A 25499-nucleotide genomic window follows, 5' to 3' on the forward strand; every position below is an offset into this window, starting at 1 on the left:
GCGGAGCGCACTTACTCCGGCTTGATCCCCGCTGCCGTGATGACCGACTCCCATTGTTTGCGGTCGGCATCGAGGAAGGACGAGAACTCCGGCGGCGTGTTGGTCGCCACTTCAACGCCCTGGCCGGTGAAGATCTTCTGCAATTCCGGTTTTGCGGCCACTTGACGCACGGCAGCGGACAGCTGGTCGACGATGGCGGCTGGCGTGCCCGCAGGCGCGAAGAGTCCGTTCCAGCCCGACGCCTCGAAGCCCGGGAAGCCGGCCTCCGCCACGGTGGGAACGTCCGGGAGAATGCTCACACGGCGCGAGGCCGTCTGCGCCAGCGCACGCACGCGGCCCGACTGGATATTGGCCATTTCGATCATCACCGGCGAGAACATGAGTTGAACACGCCCGGCCACCAGATCGGTCGACGCCTCGGCCGGCCCTTTGTAGGTGATGCGGGCCATGTCCAGGCCGGCCCGCTGTTTCAGCATCTCGACCGCCAGGTGCGACGAGCTGCCCGTGGTGCCCACCGCGTAGTTGAGCTTGCCCGGGTGCTTTCTGGCGTAGGCCACAAACTCCTGCAGCGTGCGCGCGGGGAAATCCTTGGGAACGATCACCACGTTGCTCACCTTGGTCAGCAAGGAGATCGGCATGAAGTCCTTGCGCGCGTCGTAAGGCACACGCGCCAACAGGTAAGGGTTGGTGCTGTGCGTGCCAATGGTGCCGAGCAGCAGCGTGTAGCCATCCGCCACGGATTGCTTGACGGCCATGGTGCCGATCACGCCGGCCGCACCGGGCTTGTTCTCCACGATCACCGCGCCACCAAGAACCTTGGGCAATTCGTTGGCGAAGGCGCGCGCGACGGTATCCGTGGCCCCGCCCGCACCCACGGGCACGATGATCCTGATCGGTCTGGCAGGATACGCCTGGGCCGATGCGAGCGGGTGGATGGCAGCGGCCACCAGGCCACCGAGGGTCTGGACGGCGCAACGGCGGCTCATGAAAGTGGTGTGGAACATGGTCAAGCGTCGGAGTTGGAAATGGTGGAGGAAACCCGGGTGAGCGCGTCGGCCGCGCCGGTCAGCGCGTGGGCAATGCGGTTGGCGGCACGGCGCAGCAAGGTCCCGGTTTGCAGGCGATCAGCGTGCGGCATGCCGTGCAGTGACAGCACGGGCGTGAGGCCGGGCAAGAGCCGCAGGCTGGTGGCGCGATCGGGCTGAAATCCGGACGACGTGGCGTAGAGCACCGGCGTGAGCAAGCGCAGCACGTCCAGCACCGCCTGGTTGCCCATGTCGGGCGCCAGCCGTTCGCGCGCCGCGCGGAAGCCGGATGCAGCATGTCGGAAAGTGTCCACCGTCCGCTGGAGGTCGTCGAGCAGCGCCAGTTCCGGCGCCGCTTCGCGCAGTTCGCGCAACGCGGCGTCGAAGTCCGTGGCGATGGGTTCGAGCTCGAACGGCAACATGCTGGCTTGCAACAAGCCGTGCACCAGACCGACGTGGATGCGCGCGTCTTCCAGCAACACGCCTGCATCGACCATGTCCGCGCGATCCTCCACCGCATGCCACCAGCGGGGCAAGCCGCCACCCGCGATGCGGTCGGGATCGTCCTCGAGCAGGAAGCTGCTCACCTGCAGCGATGTGATACCGATACCCAGGAAGCTCTGGTCGGACCCTCGGTGCGGGCGTCGGCGATCCGCGTAGCGGTCGGGCCGCTTGAGCATCTCGCGCGTGCCATCTGTGGCGCCGGGGCGACCTAGCGCCCGATCGATGGCCGATGCCGCGAACGCCTCGGCTTCGGCCGTGACGTTGCGCAGCGCCTTCTTCACCGCACCGCGCGATCCGTTGATGTCGATGTTGAGGTAACCGATGCAGTGCTGGTGCAACTCGAGCCAGAACTGGTCCGCATACCAGGTAGAGCCCGCATAGCGGCCCTGCGAATGGCCCGGCCACCAGGCCATGCGCAGGCCGACTTGCGGCCTGCTGTCCGCGAACACGCGCGCGAGCTCGAGCAGGATCGCGTCGGCCGCCACGTTGTCCGTTGCGCCGTCGAACCAGGTGCAGTAGTGCGCGCCCGCCAGCAGGAACTGTGGTGATGTGCCCGCGATCTCCGCGACCGGCAGCTGGACCGTGCGCCAGCCGGTCTCCACCTCGGCGACCAGGTTCACGCGCACCGGGCCGTCCGCCAGACCGGCTCGCAGCACCTCGAAATCGGGGCGGTTCACCGAGGCCGCGGCGATGTCCGGTATCTGCCGCCGCTCATCTTCACTGGCGGGCGAGCCCCAGATCGGCGAACAGGTCATCTTGTGGCGTTGTGGTCCGCTCGATGCGCCGAGCAAGCCCACGGCGCCCGCACGCCAGGCGGCAGCGCAGGCACCGTACTCCGGTAGCGCGCCGATGAGAACGATCTTGCCGCGCACGTCCCGGCCGTCGTAGTCGGAGGGTTTGCCCTGGCCGACCCAGACGAGCTCCGCCTCGATGCCCTCGGGGCCGGTTTCTCGCGAGAATGCGACCCCCACCGCATCGATGCTGCGCGGCACGTCGCCCAGCCACCGGAGCGCCGTGTGCCTGGGATGGCTGATCAGCGCGTCGAACGCATGCACCTTCCAGGCCACGCCATAGCGGGCGAGCTGGCCCGTGATCCAGTCGCAGGCTTGCAGCTCTTCGGCCGTGCCGGAGACTTTCTCGCCCATGCAGCACAGCGCGCGCACGGTGTTCATCATCCGCTCGGGCTCCAGCCGCTCGAACAAAGCGTCGGGGGTCTGGCAGCGCTGGCTGTCGTTCATGGCATGTCCTTCGCGCGGCGGGTGCTTAAGCGACAGTGGAGGCGGCGGCGGCCATCGCCGGACGCCGCGCCCGAAGCGCCAGTAGCGTCTCGTGGAAAAAATCCTGCACGTGCCTGACGCACTGCAGGCCCGCGTGCGACACGTTGTCCACCACGTCGAGCCGCGCTTGCACGCCGCGCTGGAGCAGCGACTGGCGCAGCGTCTCGATGCGCTCACGGCGCGTGGCGCCGGCATCGTTGGCGCCCGGCATGTAATGGCGACTCGCTTCCGTGTGGGTGATCTCCCAGGTGTCGGTATCGAACTTGCCCACCACGAGTTGCAGCGGCACGCGCCGCAGCGCTTCCACATCCAGCGCCTTGCCAAAGCGCTCCTGCATGCCGCGCACGCCCACCCACCAGTCGCGGTCGTCCTCCAGCAGCGTCACCGAGCCCGGCGCGCCGATGGTGGCCGCCCACAGGTGCTCGGGATGCAGATAGGCAAACCGGTTGACGAACTGACCGCCACCCGAATACCCGAACAGCGCGAACTGGTCGAAGTCGCGCTCGTAACGCTGACCGACGGCGGCCACCATGTCCAGCAACACCTGGTCGTACCGAATGTCCCCCTCGATCAGGTGCTTGAAACCGTCACGGTTGCCGTCGCCCAACACGCCCGCCGGAAACAGCGGGCAGAGGATGACGCAGTCGTGCCAGCGGCCGAATTCGGCGAACGCGTTGCGGTAGTCGACGAACTGTCGGCCGGTGCCATGTACCACCACCACCAGGTCGATGGCGCGTGTGGCATCGGCAATCGATGGCGGCACGTAGAGCGTGTAAGCGAAGCGCGGATCCGCGGCGTGTGCATAGACCGTCGTGGCGCCAAAGTCGTAATAGCGTGTGGCGAGGCGCTGCGAGAGCGGCGCCGCAGATGCGGAAAGAGAGGTGGATGTGGCTGTCATGTTGGCGTGCTCGGGATGCAGGCAATTGTTCGACCGCCGGGCATAAAAAGCTAACGAAATCTATTTGTGTCGTCGTAAAATTTTTCTTTACCACCAGCCAGGCGCCATGACCTCCATCCGCACCCTGAAGACCTTGATCGCCGTGGCGGAAACGGGCTCGTTCGCCGCCGCCGCGCAACGGGTCGCCCTGACGCCCGCCGCCGTGGGCGTGCAGATGAAAGCGCTGGAAGACGAACTGGGCCGCGCCCTGTTCACGCGCGAGGCGCGCGGTGCGGTGCTCGCGCCTGCCGCCCACACTGTCCTGCTGCACGCGAGACGCCTGATCGCGCAGTACGAGGACATGGTGTCGGCGCGCGACGATCAATTGCAGATCGCCGGGTCCTTCGTCGTGGGGTCCATCACCTCGGCCGTTGCGCTGCTGGCGGGCTCGGTGGTCGAACTCAAGGCGCTGCATCCGGCGCTGGACATCACGCTCATCCATGGCCGCCAGGCGGACCTGCGCAACAAGGTGTTGTCTGGCGAGATGGACGCGGCGATCTTCGTGGAGACCGGCGGGCAGCGCGCGCCAGAGATGGACTGGCACCCCCTCTACACCGAGCCGCTCATGCTGGTGTGCAGTTCGCGTCTCCCTTCCTCGGCCGATGCCAGGCAACTGCTGAACGAACAGCCCATGATCCGCTTCGACCACACCGGCTCGACCGGCCCGAAGATCGAGCAGATCCTGCGCCACAGCCGTGTCCAACCCAAGGTCATCCTGGAGATGAACTCCGTCACCAGCATCGTGGAACTGGTGCGCAAGAACCTGGGCGTGAGCATCGTGCCCTTGCTGCACGGCTTCGGCTGGGAGCGCGATCCGGCCCTGCGCCTCCTGAGCCTGCCAGGGCGGCAATACGAAAGGGGCGTGGGCATGTTGGCGAACACCCAACGGGCGCACATCACCGGTGTGCTCTTCAAGCAACTTTTGCGGCAGATCGATGTCGACGCGCAGTGCCGCTGATCACGGGTGGCCGCCGGCGTTCAGTCCAGGTTGAGCACAAGACCATATTTTTAAAATATTGAAACTTGTGATTTCATATATTTGACGCTCACCCTCCCTGTCCCTATCGTCCCGCCCACCAGAGAGCCACCCAGGCATCGCTGGCCGACAACACGGAGACAACGGACATGAGCGATTCGCACCGCACGGGGCATGCCCCCAAGCTTTCCATTCCCCTCGCCCTCCTGGCCGGCAGCGCGCTGTGCCTGCTGCTCGCTGCTTGCGGTGGTGGGGGTTCGAACAACGCATCCAGCAACAACGATGACGACCCGCCCCCCGTGGTTACGCCACCGGTAGACCCGGTAGCGGCCTGCGCCGCGCTCAACGGCTTCACGCTCGCGGCGACGGACCTGTCACTGCCGACCACCGGCGCCTCGGTGACGGCAACCACCTACCTCACGGGCGGCACCCTGGGCGACCACTGCCAGGTGCGCGGCGCGATCCGCCCCGTCGACCCCGGCGCGCCCGACATCACCTTCGCCGTCAACCTGCCCTCCAACTGGAACGGCAAGGCGATCCACTTCGGCGGTGGCGGCTTCAACGGCCGCCTGATCGACGGCACCGAGCAGATCCGTTTCGGCCCACCAGACAAGCCCGCACCGCTGGCGCTGGGCTACGCCACCTTCGGCGACGACAGCGGCCACCAGAGCAGCAGCATCACCGACGGCTCCTTCGCCGCCAACGACGAGGCACTCGCCAACTACGGCGGCCTCGCGCTGAAGAAGACCCACGACGTCGCCCTGAAACTCGTGCAGCAGCGCTACGGCAGCGCGCCCCGGCAAGCCTACTTCCTCGGCACCTCCACGGGCGGGCGCGATGCGCTGGCTCATATCCAGCGCTGGCCAACCGACTACAACGGCGTGATCGCCAACGAGCCCGCGCTCAACTACAGCGGCACGCGGCTGAGCAACCTGGCCGTGGGCCGCGCGCTCTACCGCAACGGCGGCGCGGGCTGGCTCAACGTCACCAAGACGCTGCTGGTGCAGCGCACGGCCCTGAGCGCCTGCGACACGCTGGACGGCGCGGCCGACGGCATCGTCAGCAACGTGGAGAGCTGCCGCATGCTCAACACGCAGGTGCTCAACGCCCTGCGCTGCCCCGGCGGCGTGGACACCGGCAACACCTGCCTGTCGGACGCGCAGATCGACACCGTGCGCGCCATCGAGTCGCCGCTGGACTTCACCACCTACACCCTGGCCAACGGCGTGACACGCGCTGGTGGCTACAACCTGCTCGAAGGCGCGCTGGTGGCCGGCCCCTACACCTCGCGCGACCTCGGCACGCGCGCGGTGCCGGGCAACCCCGCCACCTCGGCCGACGCCAACATGTACGTCACGGGCGACCAGTGGGCCAAGTACTTCGTCACGCGCGTGGCCTCGTTCGACTCGCTCGGTTTCGACCCACTCGACCCTGGCATGTACACGGCGCGCGTGCAGGCGGCCTCGGCACAGACCGATGCCACCAACCCCGACCTGTCGGCCTTTCTCGCGCGCGGTGGCCGCCTGATCCTGCTGCACGGGCTGGCCGACGAGGTCATCAGCCCGAACTCCACCATCGACTACCACCAGCGCGTGGTCGCCACGGTGGGACAGGCCGCCGTGGACGCGGGCATCCGCTTCTACACCGTGCCCGGCATGGGCCACGGCACGGGCGTGTTCATTCCCAACTGGGACTCGCTGGCCGCGCTGGAAAACTGGGTGGAGCGCGGCCTGCCGCCCGCCACCGTGACGGCCTTCGACGCGGTCGCCGGCACCTACGGCCGCACACGCCCGTTGTGCGAGTACCCCGCGTACCCGAAGTACAAGGGCAGCGGCAGCCCGGACGCGGCGGTGAACTTCAGCTGCGTCACCGAGGTGGGAGACCCGCTGGCCTGCAGCCATCTGCCCAGCGCGGTCACCAGCTACAAAGGCGGCAACACGCGCGGCGAAGAGCTGACGCTACAGGTGGACCCGACCACGCTGGCCTACACCATCACCATCGACGCCAGCCTGCAGCGCGCGCCCGGCACGCAGCGCACGGGCACCCTGCTCGCCCAGGGGCAATGCAGTTACGCGAGCGCCGAGAACGGCGCGGCCTTCACCTTCAGCGCGGGTGGTCTGGTGCACGGCGGCGTGGCGGCGGTCAGCGGTGGCGGCCACCTGCCGCTGCTGGCGTTCCGCGACACCTTCGTCAACACCACGGCGGGCAGTGGCTTCAACACCATCGCGGGCGACTTCAATGCGGTGGGCGTGGACACCAACACGGGCGGCACGCTCACGACCTGGGCGGGCACCGGCAAGATCCGCAATGCCGGGACCTGGCAGACCTGCCAGGCCACGGGCACACCTCCGGGCTTCATGCTCTACGAGGCCAACTGCTCACCGGCCACCAAGGGCTACCTGCAATACAGCGCCGCGCGCAACGCCTACGAGCTCATGCTCACGTCCACGTGTGGCGGCGCGGGCTGCCCGTCAACGCCCACCTCGGGCGGCACCGTCACCGGCTCGGTCGTGGCGGGCATGGTCGGCGGCAACCCGGTGCCACTGGTGCTGCTGCGCGCGGCCGATGCCAGCAGCTCGGGCATGCGGCTCTATGCCAAACAGGCCACGGTGCTGCCCGGCACGGGCGATGGCCGCTACGCGATGCTCGGCACCGACGGCGGCGCGGGCGCGGACGCCACCGTGCTGGGCACCAGCCTCACGCGCGGCGCGCAGACCGACGTGCTGGACTTCGACCTGCCCGTGGTGGGCGTGGTGCAGACCCGCGCGGCGCAGCCGGCGTACTTGCTGTTCAACAACGGCGCGATCGGCCAACTGGAGGCCAACCGGTTGTTGCTGGGGGTGCGTCACTGAAAGGGCACGGGCAGGCCCGCGGCCTTGCCCACCGCGTCGAGTTCGCGGGCCAACTCGTCGGAAATCCGAAGGCCCTGTTCCCGCCCGGCGCGCGCCTGTTCGTCCGCGCGTTCACCCGGAATGCGGGCCGCGTCGCCGCCGCGCTGCCGATACGCCTGCGCCCATTCCCGCATGTACTGCGCGAACGTATCGTCACCGGCAAGCGCCGGGTTCACCAGCCAGATCAAGGTGCTCTGATGACCCGCCGCGCCGCTGCGTGGCGTGGCCTGCACCCGTTGCCGCGATTCGGACTCGCCGCCCGCGAGCGCGCCCGCGAGGCACTCGGCGATCATGGCCAGGCCCAGGCCCTTGTGCCCGGCCATCGGCATGAGCGCGCCCTGCAACGCCGCCTCGGCATCGGTCGTCGGGTGGCCATCGGCATCGAGCGCCCAGCCTTCGGGAATGGGCTGGTGTTCGCGTGCCGCGACCAGGATGTGTCCGCGCGCGGCGACGCTGCAAGCCATGTCGAACACCAGCGGCGCTCGCCCGGGAATGGGACAGCCGAACGCGATCGGGTTGTTGCCGATGGCGCGAGACTCGAAGCCGGGCAAGCCCATCAAGGGCGGCGTGCGCTGAAACACCAGCGCCATGTGGCCCGCCTCGGCGGCATGCCATGCGTAGAGGCCCAGCGCGCCGAGGTGGCCGCAATCCCGGATGCGGCAGATCACCGAAGGCGACGACGCCAGCATGTCCATGCCTTCGCGCAGAGCGACCATCGCCGCCACCTGGCCGAGCGCGCCGTCGGCGTCCAGGGTGTAGACGCCGGGCCTGCGCTCGGACGTCATGGCGGGCGAGGCGTTGATCTCGCCAGCGCGGAGCTTCTCCACGTACGAACCCAGCCGCGCCAGGCCATGGGTGCGGACACCGCGCAACTCGGTGCAGACGATGGCGTCGGCGGCGATGCCGGCGTGATCCCCCGGCACGCCGGCTTGTTCGAGCACGGCCCGCACCCAGGCGGTCAACGGCGCGCTGTGAAGAACGGCCGAACTCATGCCGACGTTCCCGCCGCCTGCTCGCGCAGGTGCCGCACAAAACCGAGTTCGACGCGGGAGATGGAGATCTCGGTGTCGTCGAGGATTTCGCTGCGCGTCATGCGCCCGTTGGCCACCGCGAGCATGGCGCCGCGAAGCGCCAGCGCGGCATCGTCCACGCTCTGGCTTCCCTGGAGGATGCCGCTGACGTCGACGTCGATGTTGTCGCCGAAGTGCTGCGCCGTGCGCGGGTTGCCGGTGAGCTTGACGGTCGGCGACAGCGGGTGCCCGATGGGGTTGCCGACACCCGTGTTGAACAGGATCAGGTGCGCCCCACCGGCCGCGAGCGCGGCGATGTTCTCCACACCCGGCGCTGGCGCGTCCATGAAGACCAGCCCGTTTCGGCTCGGCTTCTCGCCGTAGCCGACCACCTGCTGCAGCGCCGAGGTGCCGCCCTTGCGCACCGCGCCAAGCGATTTTTCTTCCACCGTGGTCAGGCCCCCGGCGATGTTGTCCTGCCCGAGCGGCCACAGCTGAATGCCCTGGAACTGCGACAACTGCTCGAGCCGGGCGACGGCGTCGAGCACCTGTCGGGCCACGGCCGGATCGGCCGCGCGTTGCGCCAGCGCGTGCTCGGCGCCGACGATCTCGTCGGTTTCGGACAGGATCACGGTGCCACCCGCCTCGACCAGCCAGTCGGCGACCCGACCGGTGGTGGTGTTGGCCGTGAGACCCGATGTCGCGTCCGAGGCGCCGCATTCGACGCCGACCACGAGCTCACCGGCGGGCACGGGCACCCGAACCATCCCGGAGGTCTCGATCACCAAGGCCGCCGCGGCGCGCGTGCCTTGCGCCACGGCCTGCACCGTGCCGCCCAGTCCCTGCACGTCCAGCGACTGCACGGGCCGTCCCGTTGCCGCCACCGCATCGGCCAGGCGTTGCGTGGTGACGGGTTCAAGGCCGACGATCAGCGCCGCCGCCACATTGGGGTGGGTTGCGTAGCCGAGCAGCACGCGGTCGTGCTGTTCGAGGTCGGCGCCGAACTGGCCCCGGCCGTAGGCGACGCACACGGGAACGGTTCCCTTCACGGCGTCGCAGATGCGGCGCACCACCGGGTTGACGTTGTCCATCGCGGCGATGACCACCACATGGTTGCGGATGCCGAAGCTGCCATCGGCCCGCCGGAAGCCCCAGATGGACTCGGTCATTTTCTGTCTCCTCGGCCGCGCAGGCTTTCCAGGTTGTGAAGATGCACGTGCTCGCCCGCGCGAACGGCGCAGGTCGCTCGGCCGATGGACGCGGCGTACTTGCGGATCGGCGCGCCCGCGGCGACGTCGACGACCGCGAACTTGTGTCCGGCGGGAATGTCCGCCAGCAGCACCACGCAATGGCGCGCTTCGCCGCTGCGCAGCGTGACGGATGCGCCGGCCTTCAGGGGCGCGAACGCGGTCGCGACATCGTCGGCGGGATCGATGAGGATGGCCAGGTTGTTTTCCATCACTGAACCTTGTAGGCAACCACGGCGTGCCGGTAATAGTCGGATTCGGCCTGGAGGGCCGGGCGGAATTTCGCGCCGTTCAGGGCGGTGACGCGCATGCCCAGGTCGTGCAGCCGCTTGCGCACCGCGTCCTGGCGCATCAGCGTGTTGAACGCGTCCTCGATCCGGCTCTTTTCGTCGGCCGACGTCGTCGAGGGTGCGAAGAAGCCGTACCACACCTCGGGCAGGCTCTGGCCGAGGGCGACCTTCTCGGCAACGGCCGGTGTGTTCGGCAACAGGTCCGAGCGCGTCTGGGAAAGGACCGAGACGGGCACCAGCCGCCCGCTCTCGAGCAGGTTGCGCGCGGCGGGAAAGCCCACGGCGCCATAGGGTGTGGCACCCGACAACACGCCGGCCAGCACGTCGGGCGCGCCCTTGTAGGGCACGTGAAGGAACTTGCCGCCGGAGCGGCGCGCCACGTCCTCCAGCGCGATGTGCATGGGCGTGCCCACGCCTGGCGTGCCGATCGCGGCGCTGCCGCCGGCGAGCGCACGAACGAAGGCGTCCTGGTTCGCGTGCGCACCGGCCGCTGCCACGACGACCGAAGGGACGGTGCCGACCTGCAGCAAGGGCGCCAGCGCGTCCATCGGCCGGTAGGCCGGATCGGCCAGCAGGTGCGGTGCGATCGTGATCTCCTGGTTGCCACCGGTCAGCAGGACCGTCTGGTTCTTCGGCGCGCCGATCACGGCCTTGGCGGCGATGGTGCCGCTGCCGCCCGGCCGGTTCTCGATCACGACCGTGCGGCCGAGCGCTTCGCCCAACTGCTGGCCGAGGTAGCGCGCTACCGTGTCGACGCCGCCGCCCGCCGGCAACGAAACAATGATGCGGATCGGCAGGTCCTGCGCCAGTGCCGCACCGGCGGGCGCGAAGCCCGCCAGCACCGCGGCGATCAGCGTCCTGCGCCGCAGCGCGGCACGGGGATCGTCACCCAAGGTCGTGGAAGTCATGAGGTCTCCAGTTAACGTTCCGCGAACGGTCGCGCCGTGCGGTCAAAGAAAGCGGATTCGGATGTCAGCTGTCGCGCAAACGGTTCGGCCGCCAGCGGACTCGGCTCAAGGCCCGCGCGCCGCAGCGCGTCCTGGACCGTGGGCTCGTTGGCCACGGCCTGCAGCTCGGCGGACAGCCTTGCGCGGATCGCGGGCGGCGTGCGCGCGGGGGCGAACCAGGCGAACCACACGGACGGCAGATCGGGCACGTCGCTCCCGGCAGCTTCCTTCCAGGTGGGGACGTCGGGCAGCAACGGGCTGCGCCGTGCCTGCAGCACCGCCAGCGCCTTCAACTGGCCGGACTGCAACTGGCCCATCACCGTCGACAGCGTGATCGCCAGCATGTCGATCTGGCCACCCATCAGGTCGATGGTGGCGCGCGCGCCACCGTTGTAGGGCACGTGGTGCAAGCGCACGCCCGCGGCCCGGGAGACCCCTTCCATCATCAGGTGCATCGGCGTCCCGACACCGGGCGTGGCATAGGACAACCGGTCCGGCGCCGCGCGGGCGCGTTCCAGCAGCTGGTTCAGGTTCGCGGTGGCGGCATCGCCCGCGCGCGTCACGAGCACCACCGGCGCCACGGACGTGCGCAGCAAGGGCACGAGGTCGCTGTCGGCGTCGTAGGGAACGGAGGCGCGCAGGTGCCGCACGATCGTGATCTCAGGGTTGGTCGCGGCCAGCAGGGTGTGGCCATCCGGCGCAGCCCGTGCGACCAGGGTTGCGCCGATGGTGCCCACCGCGCCGGGGTGGTTGTCTGGCACGAGCGGCTGCCCGAGCCGCGCGGCCAACGCCTGGCCGACGATGCGCGCGGCCATGTCCGCGGCGCCGGCCGGTGGATAGGGGATCACGGCGCGCACGGGCTTGGTCGGCCAGGCCGGCGCCGGTGTCTGCGCGTGCACGCTTGCGGCGAGAAGGGTGGCGCAGAGCAGGCCCAGGCCGTGTCGCCCAAGCCCGGTCCATCGCACGCGGGCGGCGCCAGCCCGTGGACCGCTGCGCAAGGGGTGTGGTTCGCTCTTGTTCATGTGCGGGCGGCGGTCACGCCGTTCGTGTCGAAAACCGGTTTGACCGTGCGGTGCACGATCTGCCAGCCACCGTCGTGCCAGGCGAGTTCGTCGTGGTATTCGGCCACCGTTTCAGGTGCACGGGCGGCGACCGGCAGCTGCACGTCCGAACCCGCGGCCCCCAGATGCCGGTAGACGCTCACGTAGCAGAAGGCCTTGGCCCGGCCCTCGCCATTCGGCTCCACCAGCACGTTGGTCACGATGTGGCGCGTCAGCCGATGCGAAGGCCGCGCCTCGAACGACGAGCGCAGCGCCTCGCGGCCGTTGATCTGTTCGTCAGGGCGCCGCAGGACGCCTTCTGCGGCGAAGAGCGCCGCGGCCTCGTCATAGCGGCCGGCGTCCACCAGCACGGAGAAGCGCTGGACAGTCGCCACGCAGGCGATGTGGTCCTGAAGTGAAAGAGCGGGTAGCGACAACGACGATCTCCTGGTGCAACGATGCCCGCATTGTTCATTTGCTTTCGCTAAAACAATGGGCCTTCGTGAATAGAATTACTAATGGCATGTTCACACTGGCTACGGCACCCGCGCCGGCAAACCCGCGGCGCGGAGAGCACTTGATGGGCCGCAACCTCCCACCCCTCAAGGCACTGCGCGCATTCGAGGCGGCGGCGCGCCAGCGCAGCCTGGCGGACGCGGCGCGCGAACTGCACGTCACACCCGCGGCCATCAGTCAGCAGGTGAAGCTGCTGGAAGAGTGGCTCGGTTTTCTCGTCTTCCACCGGTCGCGCCAGGGGGTGGAACTGACCGAGCGCGGCCAGTCCTTGTTGCCCGCGCTCAAGGGTGCGTTCGACCTGATCCAGTCGGTCACCGACGACGTGCGCAGCCCGGAGATCGGTGCCACGCTGGTCGTGAGCGTGCTGCCCAACTTCGCCATGCGCTGGCTGGTACCGCGCCTGCCGGACTTCGTGGCGCGCCACCCGTGGATCGACCTGAAACTGCTGTCCGTCACCGGCGCGCTCGGCGACCTGCACGAGAACTGCGACCTGGCCATCCGGGCCTACGAACACGATCCGAAATTTCATTTCGAACCGATCGCCACGGCCGACATGGTGCCCATGCTGCATCCGCGGCTGCTGCGGCGCGGCAAGCTGAAACAGCCGGATGAACTGCTTCGCTTTCCGCTGCTCCACATCACGACCTCACCCGAGGACTGGCCGCGCTGGTACCGCGAGACCTGGCGCAGCGGCGAGCGCAGGCCCGACCCGCAGCTGCTCGCCCGCGGGCATCGCTTCGATTCGTACGTGGTCGCCATGGAAGCCGCCGTGGCAGGCATGGGGGTTGCGCTGGGCCGCCCGTCCTTCGTCGTGGATGTCGTGCGGCGCAAGGAGCTGGTCATCCCGTTCGAGCGCCCCATTCCAAGCAACAGGAGCTGGTACCTGGTCTACCCGCGGGCCGAACTCCCGCGCAAATGCGAGCTTTTCAGGACATGGCTCATGCAGCAGGCGAGCCTGTGACGGGTGCCGTGCCGCGGGCCGCTCAGACCGCGTTGTGCTTGGCCTCGCGGCTGGCCTTCCAGGCGCCGAAAATCGCGATCAGGCCGGGCACGAGGATCAGGGCCCAGATGATGACGCTCAGGTTTTCCTGCACCCACGGCAAGTTGCCGAACAGGTAACCCGCGCCCGTCAGCCCCACCACCCAGATCAGCGCCCCGATCACGTTGTAGGCGGTGAACTTGGTGCGCGTCATCTCGGCCACACCGGCCACGAAGGGTGCGAAGGTGCGGATGAAGGGCATGAAACGCGCCAGGATGATGGTGATGCCACCGTACTTTTCGTAGAACGCGTGCGCCTGGTTGAAGGCATTGCGGTTGAACAGGCGCGAGTTCTCCCACTGGAACACCTTCGGCCCGAAGTAGCGGCCGATGCTGTAGTTGGTCTGATCGCCCAGGACCGCGGCCACCACCAGCAAGGCCATCGCCAGCGGCAGGCTCATCAGGCCCACGCCGCACAGCGCGCCTACCACGAACAACAGCGAGTCGCCCGGCAGGAACGGCATGACCACCACGCCGGTCTCGGTGAAGATGATCAGGAACAACAGGGCATACACCCATGCTCCATAGTTCTGCACGAAGGTCTGCAGATGCTGGTCGATGTTCAGGATGAAGTCGATGAAAAAGGCAATGAGTTCCATGGGGGCGCATTATCCCTGCCACCTACAATTTGCCCGTGACAAGCCTACCTACCCTCAGCACGCCCCCCCGCCGACCCATTCGCGAACTGCCCGATGAGCTGATCAGCCAGATCGCCGCGGGTGAAGTGGTGGAGCGCCCGGCCTCGGTCGTGCGCGAGCTGGTGGACAACGCGCTGGACGCCGGCGCCACGCAGATCACGCTGCGCCTGCAGGCCGGTGGCGTGCGGCTCATCAGCGTGGAAGACAACGGCTGCGGCATTCTGCGCAGCGAGTTGCCCAACGCCTTGAAGCGCCATGCCACGAGCAAGATCGCGAGCCTGTCGGATCTTGAATCGGTCGGCACCATGGGCTTTCGGGGCGAGGCGCTGGCCGCCATCTGTTCGATTGCCGAGGTCTCGGTGCTCACGCGCGTGGACACGCCCGACGAACCACACGGCTGGTTGTTCGATGGCCGCACCGGCGAGCTGCAACCCACGGCACGCGCCACCGGCACCACAGTGGAAGTGCGCGAGCTGTTCTACGCCACCCCAGCGCGGCGCAAATTCCTCAAGACCGATGCCACCGAACTGGGCCACTGCATCGAGGCGGTGCGCCGCCACGCGCTCGCGCGGCCCGACGTGGGCTTTGCCATCTGGCACGAAGGCAAGCTGGTCGCGCAATGGCGCGCGGTGGCCGGTGGTGGCATGGACGCGCTGCGCCAGCGCCTGGCCGATGTGCTGGGCGAAGACTTCATCGAACAGGCCGTGGCGGTGAGCTGGCCCGTGGACCCACCCGACGACGGCCTGGAGCGCTTGCGCGTCTGGGGCTTCGCCGGCGTGCCCGACGCCGCGCGTTCGCGCGCCGATTGGCAATTTGCCTACGTGAACGGCCGCTACGTGCGCGATAAGGTCATCACCCATGCCGCGCGCAGCGCGTATGAAGACGTGTTGCACGGCCACCGCCAACCGGTGTACGCGCTGTTCGTCTCGCTCGACCCGGCGCGGGTGGACGTGAACGTGCACCCGACCAAGATCGAGGTGCGCTTTCGCAACAGCCGCGAAGTGCACCAGGGCGTGCACCACGCGGTGGAAGGCGCGCTGGCCGTGCCGCGTTCGGGCAGCAATGCCGCTGAAGCCACCACACCCGTGGCTTCACCGGCGGCACCCGCCTGGACACCACCGGCGCGGCAAGCCCCCTTCTCGTTCGCGCCACGCGAGGCCGAGGTGGGGCATCGGGTCAGCGATGTGGGGGCCTTGTGGGGCTTTGGGTCGGGAGGGGCTTCGACAGGCTCTGCCCGAACGGATGTTTTCGCCAGCCCGCCAGTGAGCGCCAGCGCGGCTTACGCACCCGACACCGTGCGGGCGGAGCCCGTCGCAGCCCTCGCCGCACCGCAGCCGCTGCCCGAAGGCGACTGGCCACTCGGCCGCGCCATCGCCCAACTGCAAGGCGTCTACATCCTGGCCGAAAACGCCCATGGCCTGGTGGTGGTCGACATGCATGCCGCCCACGAACGCATCGTCTACGAGCGCCTCAAGCAGCAGCTCGACGACCAGCAGGTGGCCAGCCAGCCGCTGCTGATTCCGGCCACCTTCTCCGCCACGCCGGACGAAGTGGCCACCGCCGAAGACTGCGCCGGCGTGCTGGCCGAGCTGGGTCTGGAAGTGAGCATGCTGTCGCCCAAGACCCTCGCCGTGCGCGCCGTGCCCACCACCCTCGCCCAGGGCGACCCGGTGGAACTCGCGCGCAGCGTGCTGGCCGAACTGGGCCAGCACGAGGCCAGCACCGTGGTGCAACGCGCGCGCAACGAACTGCTGGCCACCATGGCCTGCCACGGTGCGGTGCGCGCCAACCGCCGTCTCACGCTCGACGAGATGAACGCGCTCTTGCGTCAGATGGAAGTGACCGAGCGCTCCGACCAATGCAACCATGGCCGCCCGACCTGGCGGCAAATGGGCATGAAGGAACTGGACGCCTTGTTCCTGCGCGGCCGCTAAGCGATCGCACCAAAAACACACCTGACACGCCCGAAATCGGGCATGCAGGCGTTTTGTCGCGCCAAAAACGGGCGTTTTGCGACACGAAATGCAGGTTGCGCATAATCTCATGCACTTTTTTGAAGCATACGGTTAATGAAAACGCAATGAAATACACCTCGGCCCATCACTTCCTGGAACACGTCGCACAACAAAATCCCGGCCAACCTGAGTTCCACCAGGCCGTCTCGGAAGTGATGGAAAGCCTCTGGCCCTTCATCGCCGCCCACCCGAAATACGCCGAACACGGCCTGCTGGACCGCCTGGTCGAGCCGGAGCGCGTGGTGATGTTCCGCATTTCCTGGGTCAACGACCACGGCGACGTGCAGGTCAACCGCGGCTACCGCATCCAGCACAGCTCGGCCATCGGCCCCTACAAGGGCGGCATGCGCTTCCACCCCTCGGTGAACCTGTCGATCCTGAAATTCCTGGCCTTCGAGCAGACCTTCAAGAACGCCTTGACCACGCTGCCCATGGGCGGCGGCAAGGGCGGCTCCGACTTCGACCCCAAGGGCAAGAGCCCCGGCGAGGTGATGCGTTTCTGCCAGGCGCTGGTGACCGAACTGTTCCGCCACATCGGCGGCGACACCGACGTACCGGCGGGCGACATCGGCGTGGGTGGGCGTGAAGTCGGCTTCATGGCCGGCATGATGAAAAAGCTCAGCAACCGCGCCGACTGCGTGTTCACCGGCAAGGGCCTGGCTTTCGGCGGCTCGCTGATCCGCCCCGAAGCCACCGGCTACGGCACGGTGTACTTCGCCGAAGAAATGCTCAAGCAACAGGGCAAGAGCTTCCAGGGCATGCGCGTGAGCGTGTCCGGCTCGGGCAACGTCGCGCAATACGCGGTGGAGAAGGCCATGGCGCTGGGCGCCAAGGTGGTCACGGTGTCCGACTCCAGCGGCACGGTGATCGACGAAGACGGCTTCAGCCCCGCCAAGCTGGCCGAACTCATGGAAGTGAAGAACCACCTCTACGGCCGCGTGAGCGACTACGCGGCGCGCACGAAGACGCGCTTCGAAGCCGGCAAGACCCCGTGGGCGGTGCCGGTGGACGTGGCCCTGCCCTGCGCCACGCAAAACGAGCTCAATGCGGAAGACGCCGCCATGCTGATCAAGAACGGCGTGATCTGCGTGGCCGAGGGCGCCAACATGCCCACCACCATGGAAGCCGTCACGCGCTTCGAGCAGGCCGGCGTGCTGTACGCCCCCGGCAAGGCCAGCAACGCCGGTGGCGTGGCCACCTCGGGCCTGGAGATGAGCCAGAACGCGATGCGCCTGTCCTGGCCGCGCGACGAGGTCGATGCGCGCCTGCACACCATCATGACCGGCATCCACGAAGCCTGCCTGCAACACGGCCGCCGCGCCGATGGCACGGTGAGCTACGTGGACGGCGCGAACATCGCCGGTTTCGTGAAAGTGGCCGACGCGATGTTGGCGCAGGGTGTCATCTGAGTCTTGAAGCAGACGCGCGGCTAGACTGACCGCATGCCTGTCAGTCCCATCCAGCACCTCCCTGCTCCCCTGCCGCGCCGCACGTTCCTGTTCGGCGCGGCAGCGTCTCTCGCCCTGCCGGCGCTGCCTGTCGGCGCGGCCCGTTCCCCCGCCCACACGGCACCGCCCGGTGTTCGCCCGCGCGCCTTGCCCGTACCCGGCGGCGTCGCCCGGCTCTCGCTGGGCCCGGCGGCCACGCGCCCGGTGGCACTTCAGAACGACGTCCGCCTGCTCGTGCTCGGCGACCCGATCGAATGGACCGCGCTGGTCGGCATTCCCCTGAGCGCCGAGCCGGGTGAGGCCCATATCACCGTCACGCAGTCCGGCGAAACGCGGAACATGGCCTATACGGTCACGCCCAAGCGCTACGCCGAACAGCGGCTCAAGGTCGCGCCCGGCACGGTGGACCTCTCTGCCGAGGACGAGGCGCGCTACAACCGCGAGCGCGCGCACCTGGCCACGGTCATGGCCACCTTCAGCGAAGCGCCACCGACCTCGCACGATCTGGTGATGCGCGCGCCAGTCGCGGGCCGTCGCTCGGGCTCCTTCGGTTTGCGGCGCGTGTTCAACGGGCAGTCGCGCAATCCGCACAGTGGCATGGACATCGCGGCCCCCACCGGCACGCCCGTGCGCGCACCCCTGGCGGGCCGCGTGATCGACACCGGCGACTACTTCTTCAACGGCAACACGGTCTGGCTCGACCACGGCAGCGGCCTGCTCACGATGGTCTGCCACCTGAGCGCGATCGACGTGAAACCCGGCGACACGGTCCGGGCCGGGGACGTTTTCTGCGCCGTGGGCGCCACGGGACGCGTGACGGGGCCGCACCTGCATTGGTCGGTGATGCTGAACCGCGCGATGGTGGACCCAGCCCTGTTTCTCGCCTGAACGCCTGTTACCTCGCGTGACACAACGCGGTGGCATGGAACCTGCACAGGGAAAACCCCTGCTGAACTTTTCCCGGTTCAGGTGCATCCATCACCGCCATGAGCCGTCTTTTTGTCGCTTTGTTCACCGCCCTGGCCCTGATGGCCGGTTGCGCCACATTGGACGAGAAGCAACGGGTCTGGATCTTCCAGCCGTCCGACCGCACCTGGGCCGGCGGCCTCAGCGCCGCCGAGGGCATGGAAGACGTCTGGATCGATTTCAACTCCCCCAAGACCGACAAGCCCGTGAAGCTGCACGGCCTGTGGGCCGCGCACGCGAACTTTGAACAGCGCAAGGACGCCCCCGTGCTGCTCTACCTGCACGGCGCGCGATTCAACGTCACCGGTTCGGCCTTCCGCGCCCGCCGCATGGAAGAGCTGGGCTTCTCGGTGCTGGCCATCGACTACCGCGGCTTTGGCAAGAGCACGAACGAACTGCCGTCGGAAACCACGGCTTACGAAGACGCCCGCGCCGCCTGGGACTGGCTGGGCGAAAAATACCCGGGGCGCCCGCGTTACATCTTCGGACACTCGCTGGGCGGCGCGATCGCCATCGAACTCGCGGCCGCGGTGAACGACGAAGCCGGCACCGTGGTCGAAGGCACCTTCACCTCCATCCCCGACGTGGTCAGCACCTTCAAGTGGGGCTGGCTGCCGATCTCGCTGCTGATCACCCAGCGCTTCGAGGCCGTCAAGCGCGTGGCCGAAATCGGCTCGCCGCTGCTGGTGGTGCACGGCGGCGAGGACCGCCTGATCCAGCCCGAACTCGGGCGCAAGTTGTACAACGCGGCCCAGGGCCGCAAGGCCTTCGTGCTGGTGGAAGGCGGCTCGCACCACAACACCAACTCGGTCGGACAGGCGCAGTACCGCGCAGCGCTCACCAGCCTGTTCGGCCTGCGCGACGACAGCACGCAAGCCGTGAAGCTGGTCCAGCAGTAAAGCCCCACGCCGCGCGGCGGGCGCTCAATGCTGCACCGCCTGGGCCAGCGCCGCCCAGGCCTTCAGGTTCAAGGGCATCGTGGCCGCCGCCGCCGCGATCGGGTGCGACGACAGTTTCACCACCACCATCTCGGCCTTGGGGTTGATGTGGATGAACTGGTTGTGCACGCCGGCCGCTTCCCACGCGCCATCGGCGTTGTGCAACGCCCACCACTGGTTGCGGTAGCTGTAGCCGGCGCGCGCCTGCTGGCCCGGCGCCTTGGCGAACTTGTCGCGGTCGCCGCCGCGCGCGGTGTCTTCGATCACGTCGCGGGCCAGGATGCGCTGGCCGTTGAACTCGCCGCCACGGCGCAGCATCTCGCCAAAGCGCGCGAGGTCACGCAGCGTGGCGCTCATGCCCGAGCCCTGCAGCGGCGTGCCCACGGCGTCCACCATCACGCTCGCGTCCTCCTCCGCGCCCAGCTTCTGCCAGATGCGTTCGCTCAACAGGTCGGTGAAATGCTGCCCCGTCACGCGCGAGACGATCCAGCCCAACACCTCGGAGTGCACCGTGCGGTAGACAAAGGCGTCGCCGTGCTCGCCTTCCTTCTTCAGCGTCTTGAGGAAGCTGTAGATGTCCTTCGGGCCGGTGTAGGTGGCCGGCGCGGGCAGCATGCCGCTGGAGAACAGGTACGGGAACACCTCGGTCGTGGGGTCGGTGTAGACCTCGCGGTAGCGCACCGCGCCGGTCATGTCCATCACCTGGCGCACGCTCATGTCGTCCCAGGCACTGCCCGCGAGTTCGGGCACGTACTGCGTCACGCGCGCATTCGGGTCGATCCTGCCTTCGTGCGCGAGCTGCGCGGCCAGCAGGCCGGTGAAGCTCTTGGTGATGGAGAACAGCAGGTGCGGCGTCTCGGGTTTCATGTTGCGGTAGCGCTCGTAGACCACGCGGCCGCGGTGCAGCACGATCAGCGCGTCGGTGTAGGTGTTGCGCTGCCACTCGGCGACGGTGGTGCGCCCACCCTTGTCGTCGGCGAAAGCCCAGTCGTCCAGGTTCTTCTCGCGGCGCGGCAGCACGACCACCGGCGCGGGGCCGCGGCGGATGTTGCGCGTGGGGAGCAACTCGCGCACGTGCTGCAGCGACCACGTCATCTGCGGGTAACGCGTGCGGTTGCTGTTGTCCACCAGCTTGTCGGGCGCGGGCGGAAAGCTCTCCATGTAACCCAGCTTGTCGAGCAGCACGCTGTCGGGTGGCGGCAGTTGCGGGGCCTGGGCCCAGGCGGCGGGCAGCGCCAGCAGCAGGCCGCAGAGCGCGGCGGTGGTGAATCGAACGCGGTGGCGCACGGGCATGGTCTTGTCTCCTGTTGTGGTTCGGGAATACCGGGGTCTCGCAACGGGCAAGTTACCGGGACAATGGCGCGCAATCTTGATGAGAACCTGATGCCCAGTCCCGCACGCGACGACGACGACGAAGCGCCACCCGGCACCAGCCCTGCCCAGCTGGGCTACACCGCCGACGACGATGGCGACGTGTGCCACCACGGCCGCCCGCTCGCGCTGCCACCCAAGGAGCGCGCCGTGCTGCACCTGCTGCTGCGGCAGTGGCCGCGCACCGTGCCCAAGGAAGCGTTCGCGCGCCAGGTGTGGGCCGGCCAGGCCATGTCGGACGAAAGCCTGGCGCGCTGCATCGCGCAACTGCGCCAGGCCCTGCCACCTGCCACGGGCCTGGCCTTGCGCGCGGAGTACCGGCGCGGCTACCGGCTGCACGTGGCGGCGCACGAGCCCGCCCCCCAGGCACCCCCAGCGCCGGCGCACTGGCGGCTGGTGCACGCGGCCATGGCGCCGCCGCACCAGGTCGAAACGCTCACGCACGCGCGCCAGCTCGTACAGCAGCGCACCGCCGCCTCGCTCGCGCGCGCCGAAGGCCTGCTGCGTGCGCTGATCGACGAAGCGCCGGACTACCCCGCCGCCCAGCTCGCCCTGGCCGAGTGCCTCGCGGCCACCGTGAGCTGTGGCCTGGCGGTGCGGCGCGAGCGCATCGACGAAGCGCTCGCGCACCTGGGCCGCGTGCAAGCCCATGCACCGCAGATGCCCGGCCTGCTGGCCGAAACGGCCCACCTGCTCGACTGCGCATGGCGCTTCGAAGACGCCGCCGCATTGCACGCACGCGCGCTGGCCAGTTCGCCGCTGGACGCCGCCACGCACTACTACCGCGGCTGGCACCTGCTGGCCACCGACCGGCCGCGCGAGGCCGTGCAGGCGCTGGAACAGGCCCTGCGCTTGAACCCCTTCTCGGTCTACATGGCGATCCTGCTGGCGCGCGCACTCGCCACCGCGGGAGATCACGAAGCCGCGCTGGCACGCGCGCAGCGCACGCGCGAGAACGCGCCCGAACACCGCGCGGCCGCGCTGCACCTGCTCGGCGTTCAGGCGCTGGTTGCACCGTCGCCCACGCTGGCATCACAAGCGCTGGCGATGTTGTCGGACCCGGCATCGTGGGTGTTCGCGGCGTCCACGCTGGGCTACGTGCTCGCGCGTTGCGGCGAAGCCGGGGCGGCCATGCGCGTGATAGCCGGCACGGACCCGGGCAACCCCAGCGAGCAGGCCACGCATGCCGCGGCTCTCACGCTGTTGGGTCGCCGCGACGAAGCGCTGGACCGACTGGAACGCGCAGCCGTAGAAGGCTGCGGCCACCTGCCGCTGGTGCTGCTCGCCACCGAGAACCACAGCCTGCGCGCCGACCCGCGCTGGCCCGCCGTGGCCGCGCGCGTCTGGCCACCGCGTTAGGGACGTTCTGCTACCCTCGACCGGATGCCCGCCCCGCCCCCCACTTCCGCCATGTCGCCCGGCCTGATCGTGCTGGTGCTCTCGTTGCTGCTGGGCCTGCAGCCCATCGCGACCGACCTGTACCTGCCCGCGCTGCCCGCGCTCACCGCCGGCTTTGGCGCGCCCATGTCGCAGGCGCAGCTCACGCTCACGGCCTTGCTGCTGTCCTTCGGTGTGTCGCAACTGGTGTGGGGGCCGCTGTCCGACCGCTTCGGCCGCCGGCCGGTGCTGATCGTGGGTCTGTCCGCTTTCGTCGCCGCCTCGGTGTGCGCCACCTTCGCCGCGACGATGGAGCAGCTCATCGTCTGGCGCGCCATCCAGGGCGTGGCCATGGGCGCGGGCGTGATGTGCGCTCGCGCCATCGTGCGCGACCTGTACGCACCCACCGACGGCGCGCGCGTCATGTCCAAGGGCCTCACCGGTTTGGGCCTGATCGCCTGCACCGCATCGCCCGTGGGCGGTCTGCTGGCCGACTTGTTCGGCTGGCGCATCTCGCTGTTGGCGCTCGCGGTGTTCGGCGCCCTCGCGCTGGCCGTGGTCGTCTGGCGTTTTGAAGAAACGCTGGCGCAGAAAAACCCGCGCGCGCTCGAACCGCGGACCTTGTTCAGCAACTGGGTGCAGATCGCGCGCCACCCGACGTTCTGGGCCTTTGCGCTGCTGTCGACCGCGTCGTACGGCGGGCTGTTCACCTTCCTCGCGGCCTCGTCCTTCGTGTTCATCCGCGTGCTCGGCGTGTCCACCACGGTCTATGGCCTGTTGATGTTCAGCATGTCGCTGGTCTACATCATGGGCACCTTCCTCTGCCGCTACCTGCTGCCACGCCACGGGCTGCGGCGCACGGTGGCCATCGCCGGTGTCATGACGCTCACGGCCGGCACCACCATGGGCGTGCTCGGGCTGCTGGGCCTGCACAAGGTGTGGGCCATTCTGTTGCCGTTCTGGTTGTTCATGCTGGCCCATGGCGTGCACCAGCCGTGCGGGCAGAGTGGCGCGGTCGGCCCGTTTCCGCAGGCCGCGGGCGCAGCCTCTGCGCTCAGCGGTTTTCTGTCGATGGCGGCCGCCTTCGCCATGGGGGGCTGGCTCGGCATCAGCCTGGCCGGCGCCGACAGCGTGCTGCCCCTGACCAACGGCGTGTGGTTCTGGAGCGTGGTCATCGCCGCCGTCGCGTGGACGCTGGTGCAGCGCCACGGTGAATCCCACGGCGCGCCCCAGCGCCTCGCGGCGGCCGATACCCCGTGAAGCCGATACCCCGTTGCATCGCCCTGGCCGGCCCGACGGCCAGCGGCAAGAGCGCCGCTTCGATGGCCATCGCGCAGCGCTGGCCGGTGGAGATCATCAGCGTCGACTCGGCCCTGGTCTACTGCGGCATGGACATCGGCAGCGCCAAGCCGAGCGCGGCCGAGCGCGCGCTCGTGCCGCACCACCTGATCGACATCCTCGACCCGCTGCAGAGCTACAACGCGGCCGACTTCGTGCGCGACACGCTCCGCCTGGTGGACGAGATTGCCGCGCGCGGGCGCACCGCGCTGCTGGTGGGCGGCACCATGCTGTACTTCAAGGCGCTGCTGGTGGGCCTGGACGACATGCCCCAAGCCGATGCCGCCGTGCGTGAGCGCATCGAAGCGCGCGCGCGCGAACACGGCTGGCCCGCGCTGCACGCCGAGCTCGCGCGCCTGGACCCGACCACCGCCGCGCGCCTGCCGCCCAACGACGCACAACGCATCCAGCGCGCACTGGAGGTGGTCGAAGTGTCGGGCCGACCGATCTCCAGCTTCCAGACCGGGCGCACCCACAACCCGGCCAGCCCGCTCGCGCCCGAGCACCTGATCTCGCTGGAGCCGCACGACCGTGCCTGGCTGCACGCGCGCATCGCTCAGCGATTCGACGACATGCTGGCCGCCGGTTTTCTCGACGAGGTGCGCACCCTGCGCGCGCGCGGCGATCTTTCCACCGAACTGCCTTCCATGCGCTGCGTGGGCTACCGCCAGGCGTGGGATTTGATGGCCGCGCACGGCGATGCGCTCACGCCCGAGCTGCTCGACGACCTGCGCACCCTCGGCACCGCCGCCACGCGCCAGCTCGGCAAGCGCCAGCTCACCTGGCTGCGCTCGATGCCGCAGCGCCGCGTGATCGCCTGCGACGCACCCGATGCGCTGGTGCAGGTGCTGCACACCGTGGAGCACCTACTGGGTCCACCCGCATGAGCGACACGCTGGCCCTTGAAGTCACCCGACTGGGCAAGCGCTATGGCAGCACGCCGGTGTTCAGCGGCGTGAGCTTCAGCGTCGCACCGGGCGAGTTCGTCGCGATCGTGGGCGAGTCGGGCGTGGGCAAGAGCAGCCTGCTCAACTGCCTGGCCGCGCTCGACGACTGGAGCGAAGGACGCATCACCCACCAGGGCGTGGACCTCGGCACGCTGCACGAAACGCAGCGCGCGCACTGGCGGCGCGAGCACCTGGGCTTCGTGTTCCAGGCCTTCCACGTGCTGCCGCACCTGGACGTGGCGCAGAACGTCGGCCTGCCCCTGTTGTTGCTGGGCCGCCCCGACACCGCGCGCGTGCAGCAGATGCTCGACGCCGTGGGCCTGGGTGACCTCGGCGCGCGGCTGCCGGCCGAGCTGTCGGGCGGGCAGCTGCAGCGCGTGGCGATCGCGCGTGCCCTGGTGCACCGCCCCGGCCTGCTGCTGGCCGACGAGCCCACCGGCAACCTCGACCCCACCACCGCCGCGCAGGTGATGGACGTGCTGCAGCAACAGGCCACCGACAGTGGCGCGGCACTGGTGCTCGTCACGCACTCCAGCGCGGCCGCCGCGCGCGCCCAGCGCGTGCTGCACCTCACCGCCTCGGGCCTGCAGGCTGCGTGAATCCGCCCGCCGGGGCGCTCACGCTCTGACACGTTTTCCGTGTGCGCGCGGTGGTTCATCGGGGTAAGGTCTGCATGCCGGTGCAAAAAGAACCGGCCATGTAACTGGATTACGATAACATCAACAAAAACAGGTAACTAAATTAGATCATGGCCCTCCCGACC

22 protein-coding genes are annotated in these 25499 nt (G+C 68.8%); 11 read left to right on the forward strand and 11 right to left on the reverse strand.

Annotation, left to right across the window (positions count from 1 at the left end; all coding sequences use genetic code 11):
- Positions 1-11: 11 nt before the first annotated feature.
- The 3 genes from FFS09_RS24695 to FFS09_RS24705 are packed head-to-tail and all read right to left on the reverse strand — an operon-like array spanning position 12 to position 3704.
- Positions 12-1004, reverse strand: a complete 993-nt coding sequence (locus FFS09_RS24695; RefSeq protein ID WP_137921594.1) for a Bug family tripartite tricarboxylate transporter substrate binding protein — start codon at positions 1002-1004, stop codon at positions 12-14.
- Between the two features lie 2 nt (positions 1005-1006).
- Positions 1007-2767, reverse strand: a complete 1761-nt coding sequence (locus tag FFS09_RS24700) for a M28 family peptidase (protein WP_137921595.1) — start codon at positions 2765-2767, stop codon at positions 1007-1009.
- A 25-nt stretch (positions 2768-2792) separates the two neighbouring features.
- Positions 2793-3704, reverse strand: coding sequence for an alpha/beta hydrolase family protein (locus tag FFS09_RS24705; RefSeq protein WP_137921596.1), 912 nt, complete (start codon positions 3702-3704; stop codon positions 2793-2795).
- Positions 3705-3810: 106 nt separating this feature from the next.
- On the opposite strand from FFS09_RS24705, the gene FFS09_RS24710 reads away from it, so the two are divergent.
- Positions 3811-4701, forward strand: coding sequence for a LysR family transcriptional regulator (locus FFS09_RS24710; RefSeq protein ID WP_137921597.1), 891 nt, complete (start codon positions 3811-3813; stop codon positions 4699-4701).
- 167 nt (positions 4702-4868) lie between these two features.
- Entirely contained in the window at positions 4869-7571 is a 2703-nt protein-coding gene (locus FFS09_RS24715; RefSeq protein WP_137921598.1) for a tannase/feruloyl esterase family alpha/beta hydrolase, read from the forward strand.
- Here the strand turns inward: FFS09_RS24715 and FFS09_RS24720 are convergent.
- Genes FFS09_RS24720 through FFS09_RS24745 form a run of 6 tightly spaced genes read right to left on the reverse strand, consistent with a single transcriptional unit; the run spans position 7565 to position 12581 of the window.
- Complete coding sequence (locus FFS09_RS24720; protein WP_137921599.1) at positions 7565-8602, reverse strand: Ldh family oxidoreductase; 1038 nt, start codon at positions 8600-8602, stop codon at positions 7565-7567. The genes FFS09_RS24715 and FFS09_RS24720 overlap by 7 nt on opposite strands.
- Positions 8599-9789: a UxaA family hydrolase gene (locus FFS09_RS24725; RefSeq protein WP_137921600.1), complete on the reverse strand. Its 1191-nt coding sequence runs from the start codon at positions 9787-9789 to the stop codon at positions 8599-8601. Before FFS09_RS24725 ends, FFS09_RS24720 begins: the two co-directional genes overlap by 4 nt.
- Positions 9786-10079 (reverse strand): UxaA family hydrolase, encoded by a 294-nt coding sequence (locus tag FFS09_RS24730; protein WP_137921601.1) that lies wholly within the window; start codon positions 10077-10079, stop codon positions 9786-9788. The genes FFS09_RS24725 and FFS09_RS24730 overlap by 4 nt, the downstream gene beginning before the upstream one ends.
- On the reverse strand, positions 10079-11065 hold the full coding sequence (locus FFS09_RS24735) for a Bug family tripartite tricarboxylate transporter substrate binding protein (RefSeq protein WP_137921602.1): 987 nt from the start codon (positions 11063-11065) through the stop codon (positions 10079-10081). The genes FFS09_RS24730 and FFS09_RS24735 overlap by 1 nt, the downstream gene beginning before the upstream one ends.
- An 11-nt stretch (positions 11066-11076) precedes the next feature.
- Positions 11077-12126, reverse strand: coding sequence for a tripartite tricarboxylate transporter substrate binding protein (locus FFS09_RS24740; protein ID WP_137921603.1), 1050 nt, complete (start codon positions 12124-12126; stop codon positions 11077-11079).
- Positions 12123-12581: a nuclear transport factor 2 family protein gene (locus FFS09_RS24745; protein WP_171020167.1), complete on the reverse strand. Its 459-nt coding sequence runs from the start codon at positions 12579-12581 to the stop codon at positions 12123-12125. The genes FFS09_RS24740 and FFS09_RS24745 overlap by 4 nt, the downstream gene beginning before the upstream one ends.
- A gap of 143 nt (positions 12582-12724) precedes the next feature.
- Here FFS09_RS24745 and FFS09_RS24750 point away from each other — a divergent pair, with 143 nt between their 5' ends.
- Positions 12725-13621 carry a LysR substrate-binding domain-containing protein gene (locus FFS09_RS24750; RefSeq protein ID WP_171020168.1) on the forward strand — a complete coding sequence of 299 codons (897 nt, stop codon included), beginning with the start codon at positions 12725-12727 and terminating at the stop codon, positions 13619-13621.
- A gap of 22 nt (positions 13622-13643) precedes the next feature.
- Here FFS09_RS24750 and FFS09_RS24755 read toward each other — a convergent pair whose 3' ends face one another.
- The gene (locus FFS09_RS24755) at positions 13644-14297 is read right to left on the reverse strand and encodes a DedA family protein (RefSeq protein ID WP_137921606.1); all 654 of its coding nucleotides are present in this window, start codon (positions 14295-14297) and stop codon (positions 13644-13646) included.
- A gap of 35 nt (positions 14298-14332) precedes the next feature.
- On the opposite strand from FFS09_RS24755, the gene mutL reads away from it, so the two are divergent.
- The 4 genes from mutL (at position 14333) to FFS09_RS24775 (ending at position 19664) form a co-directional block, all read left to right on the forward strand.
- The gene (gene mutL / locus FFS09_RS24760; protein ID WP_137921607.1) at positions 14333-16270 is read left to right on the forward strand and encodes a DNA mismatch repair endonuclease MutL; all 1938 of its coding nucleotides are present in this window, start codon (positions 14333-14335) and stop codon (positions 16268-16270) included.
- Between the two features lie 146 nt (positions 16271-16416).
- Positions 16417-17760, forward strand: coding sequence for an NADP-specific glutamate dehydrogenase (gene gdhA, locus FFS09_RS24765; RefSeq protein ID WP_137921608.1), 1344 nt, complete (start codon positions 16417-16419; stop codon positions 17758-17760).
- Positions 17761-17793: 33 nt separating this feature from the next.
- Entirely contained in the window at positions 17794-18687 is an 894-nt protein-coding gene (locus FFS09_RS24770) for a M23 family metallopeptidase (protein WP_137921609.1), read from the forward strand.
- A 98-nt stretch (positions 18688-18785) separates the two neighbouring features.
- Entirely contained in the window at positions 18786-19664 is an 879-nt protein-coding gene (locus tag FFS09_RS24775) for an alpha/beta hydrolase (RefSeq protein ID WP_137921610.1), read from the forward strand.
- Positions 19665-19688: 24 nt separating this feature from the next.
- Here FFS09_RS24775 and FFS09_RS24780 read toward each other — a convergent pair whose 3' ends face one another.
- Positions 19689-20996 (reverse strand): serine hydrolase domain-containing protein, encoded by a 1308-nt coding sequence (locus FFS09_RS24780; protein ID WP_137921611.1) that lies wholly within the window; start codon positions 20994-20996, stop codon positions 19689-19691.
- 90 nt (positions 20997-21086) lie between these two features.
- On the opposite strand from FFS09_RS24780, the gene FFS09_RS24785 reads away from it, so the two are divergent.
- From FFS09_RS24785 to FFS09_RS24800, 4 genes are read left to right on the forward strand one after another with little or no spacing between them, the layout of a single operon-like run.
- Complete coding sequence (locus FFS09_RS24785; protein WP_171020169.1) at positions 21087-22433, forward strand: tetratricopeptide repeat protein; 1347 nt, start codon at positions 21087-21089, stop codon at positions 22431-22433.
- A 24-nt stretch (positions 22434-22457) separates the two neighbouring features.
- The gene (locus FFS09_RS24790; RefSeq protein ID WP_252374506.1) at positions 22458-23711 is read left to right on the forward strand and encodes a multidrug effflux MFS transporter; all 1254 of its coding nucleotides are present in this window, start codon (positions 22458-22460) and stop codon (positions 23709-23711) included.
- Positions 23708-24676: a tRNA (adenosine(37)-N6)-dimethylallyltransferase MiaA gene (gene miaA / locus FFS09_RS24795; RefSeq protein ID WP_137921613.1), complete on the forward strand. Its 969-nt coding sequence runs from the start codon at positions 23708-23710 to the stop codon at positions 24674-24676. Before FFS09_RS24790 ends, miaA begins: the two co-directional genes overlap by 4 nt.
- Positions 24673-25335: an ABC transporter ATP-binding protein gene (locus tag FFS09_RS24800; protein WP_137921614.1), complete on the forward strand. Its 663-nt coding sequence runs from the start codon at positions 24673-24675 to the stop codon at positions 25333-25335. The genes miaA and FFS09_RS24800 overlap by 4 nt, the downstream gene beginning before the upstream one ends.
- The last annotated feature ends 164 nt before the right edge of the window (positions 25336-25499 follow it).

Source organism: Hydrogenophaga sp. 2FB (assembly GCF_005503365.1).
Lineage (GTDB): Bacteria > Pseudomonadota > Gammaproteobacteria > Burkholderiales > Burkholderiaceae_C > Hydrogenophaga.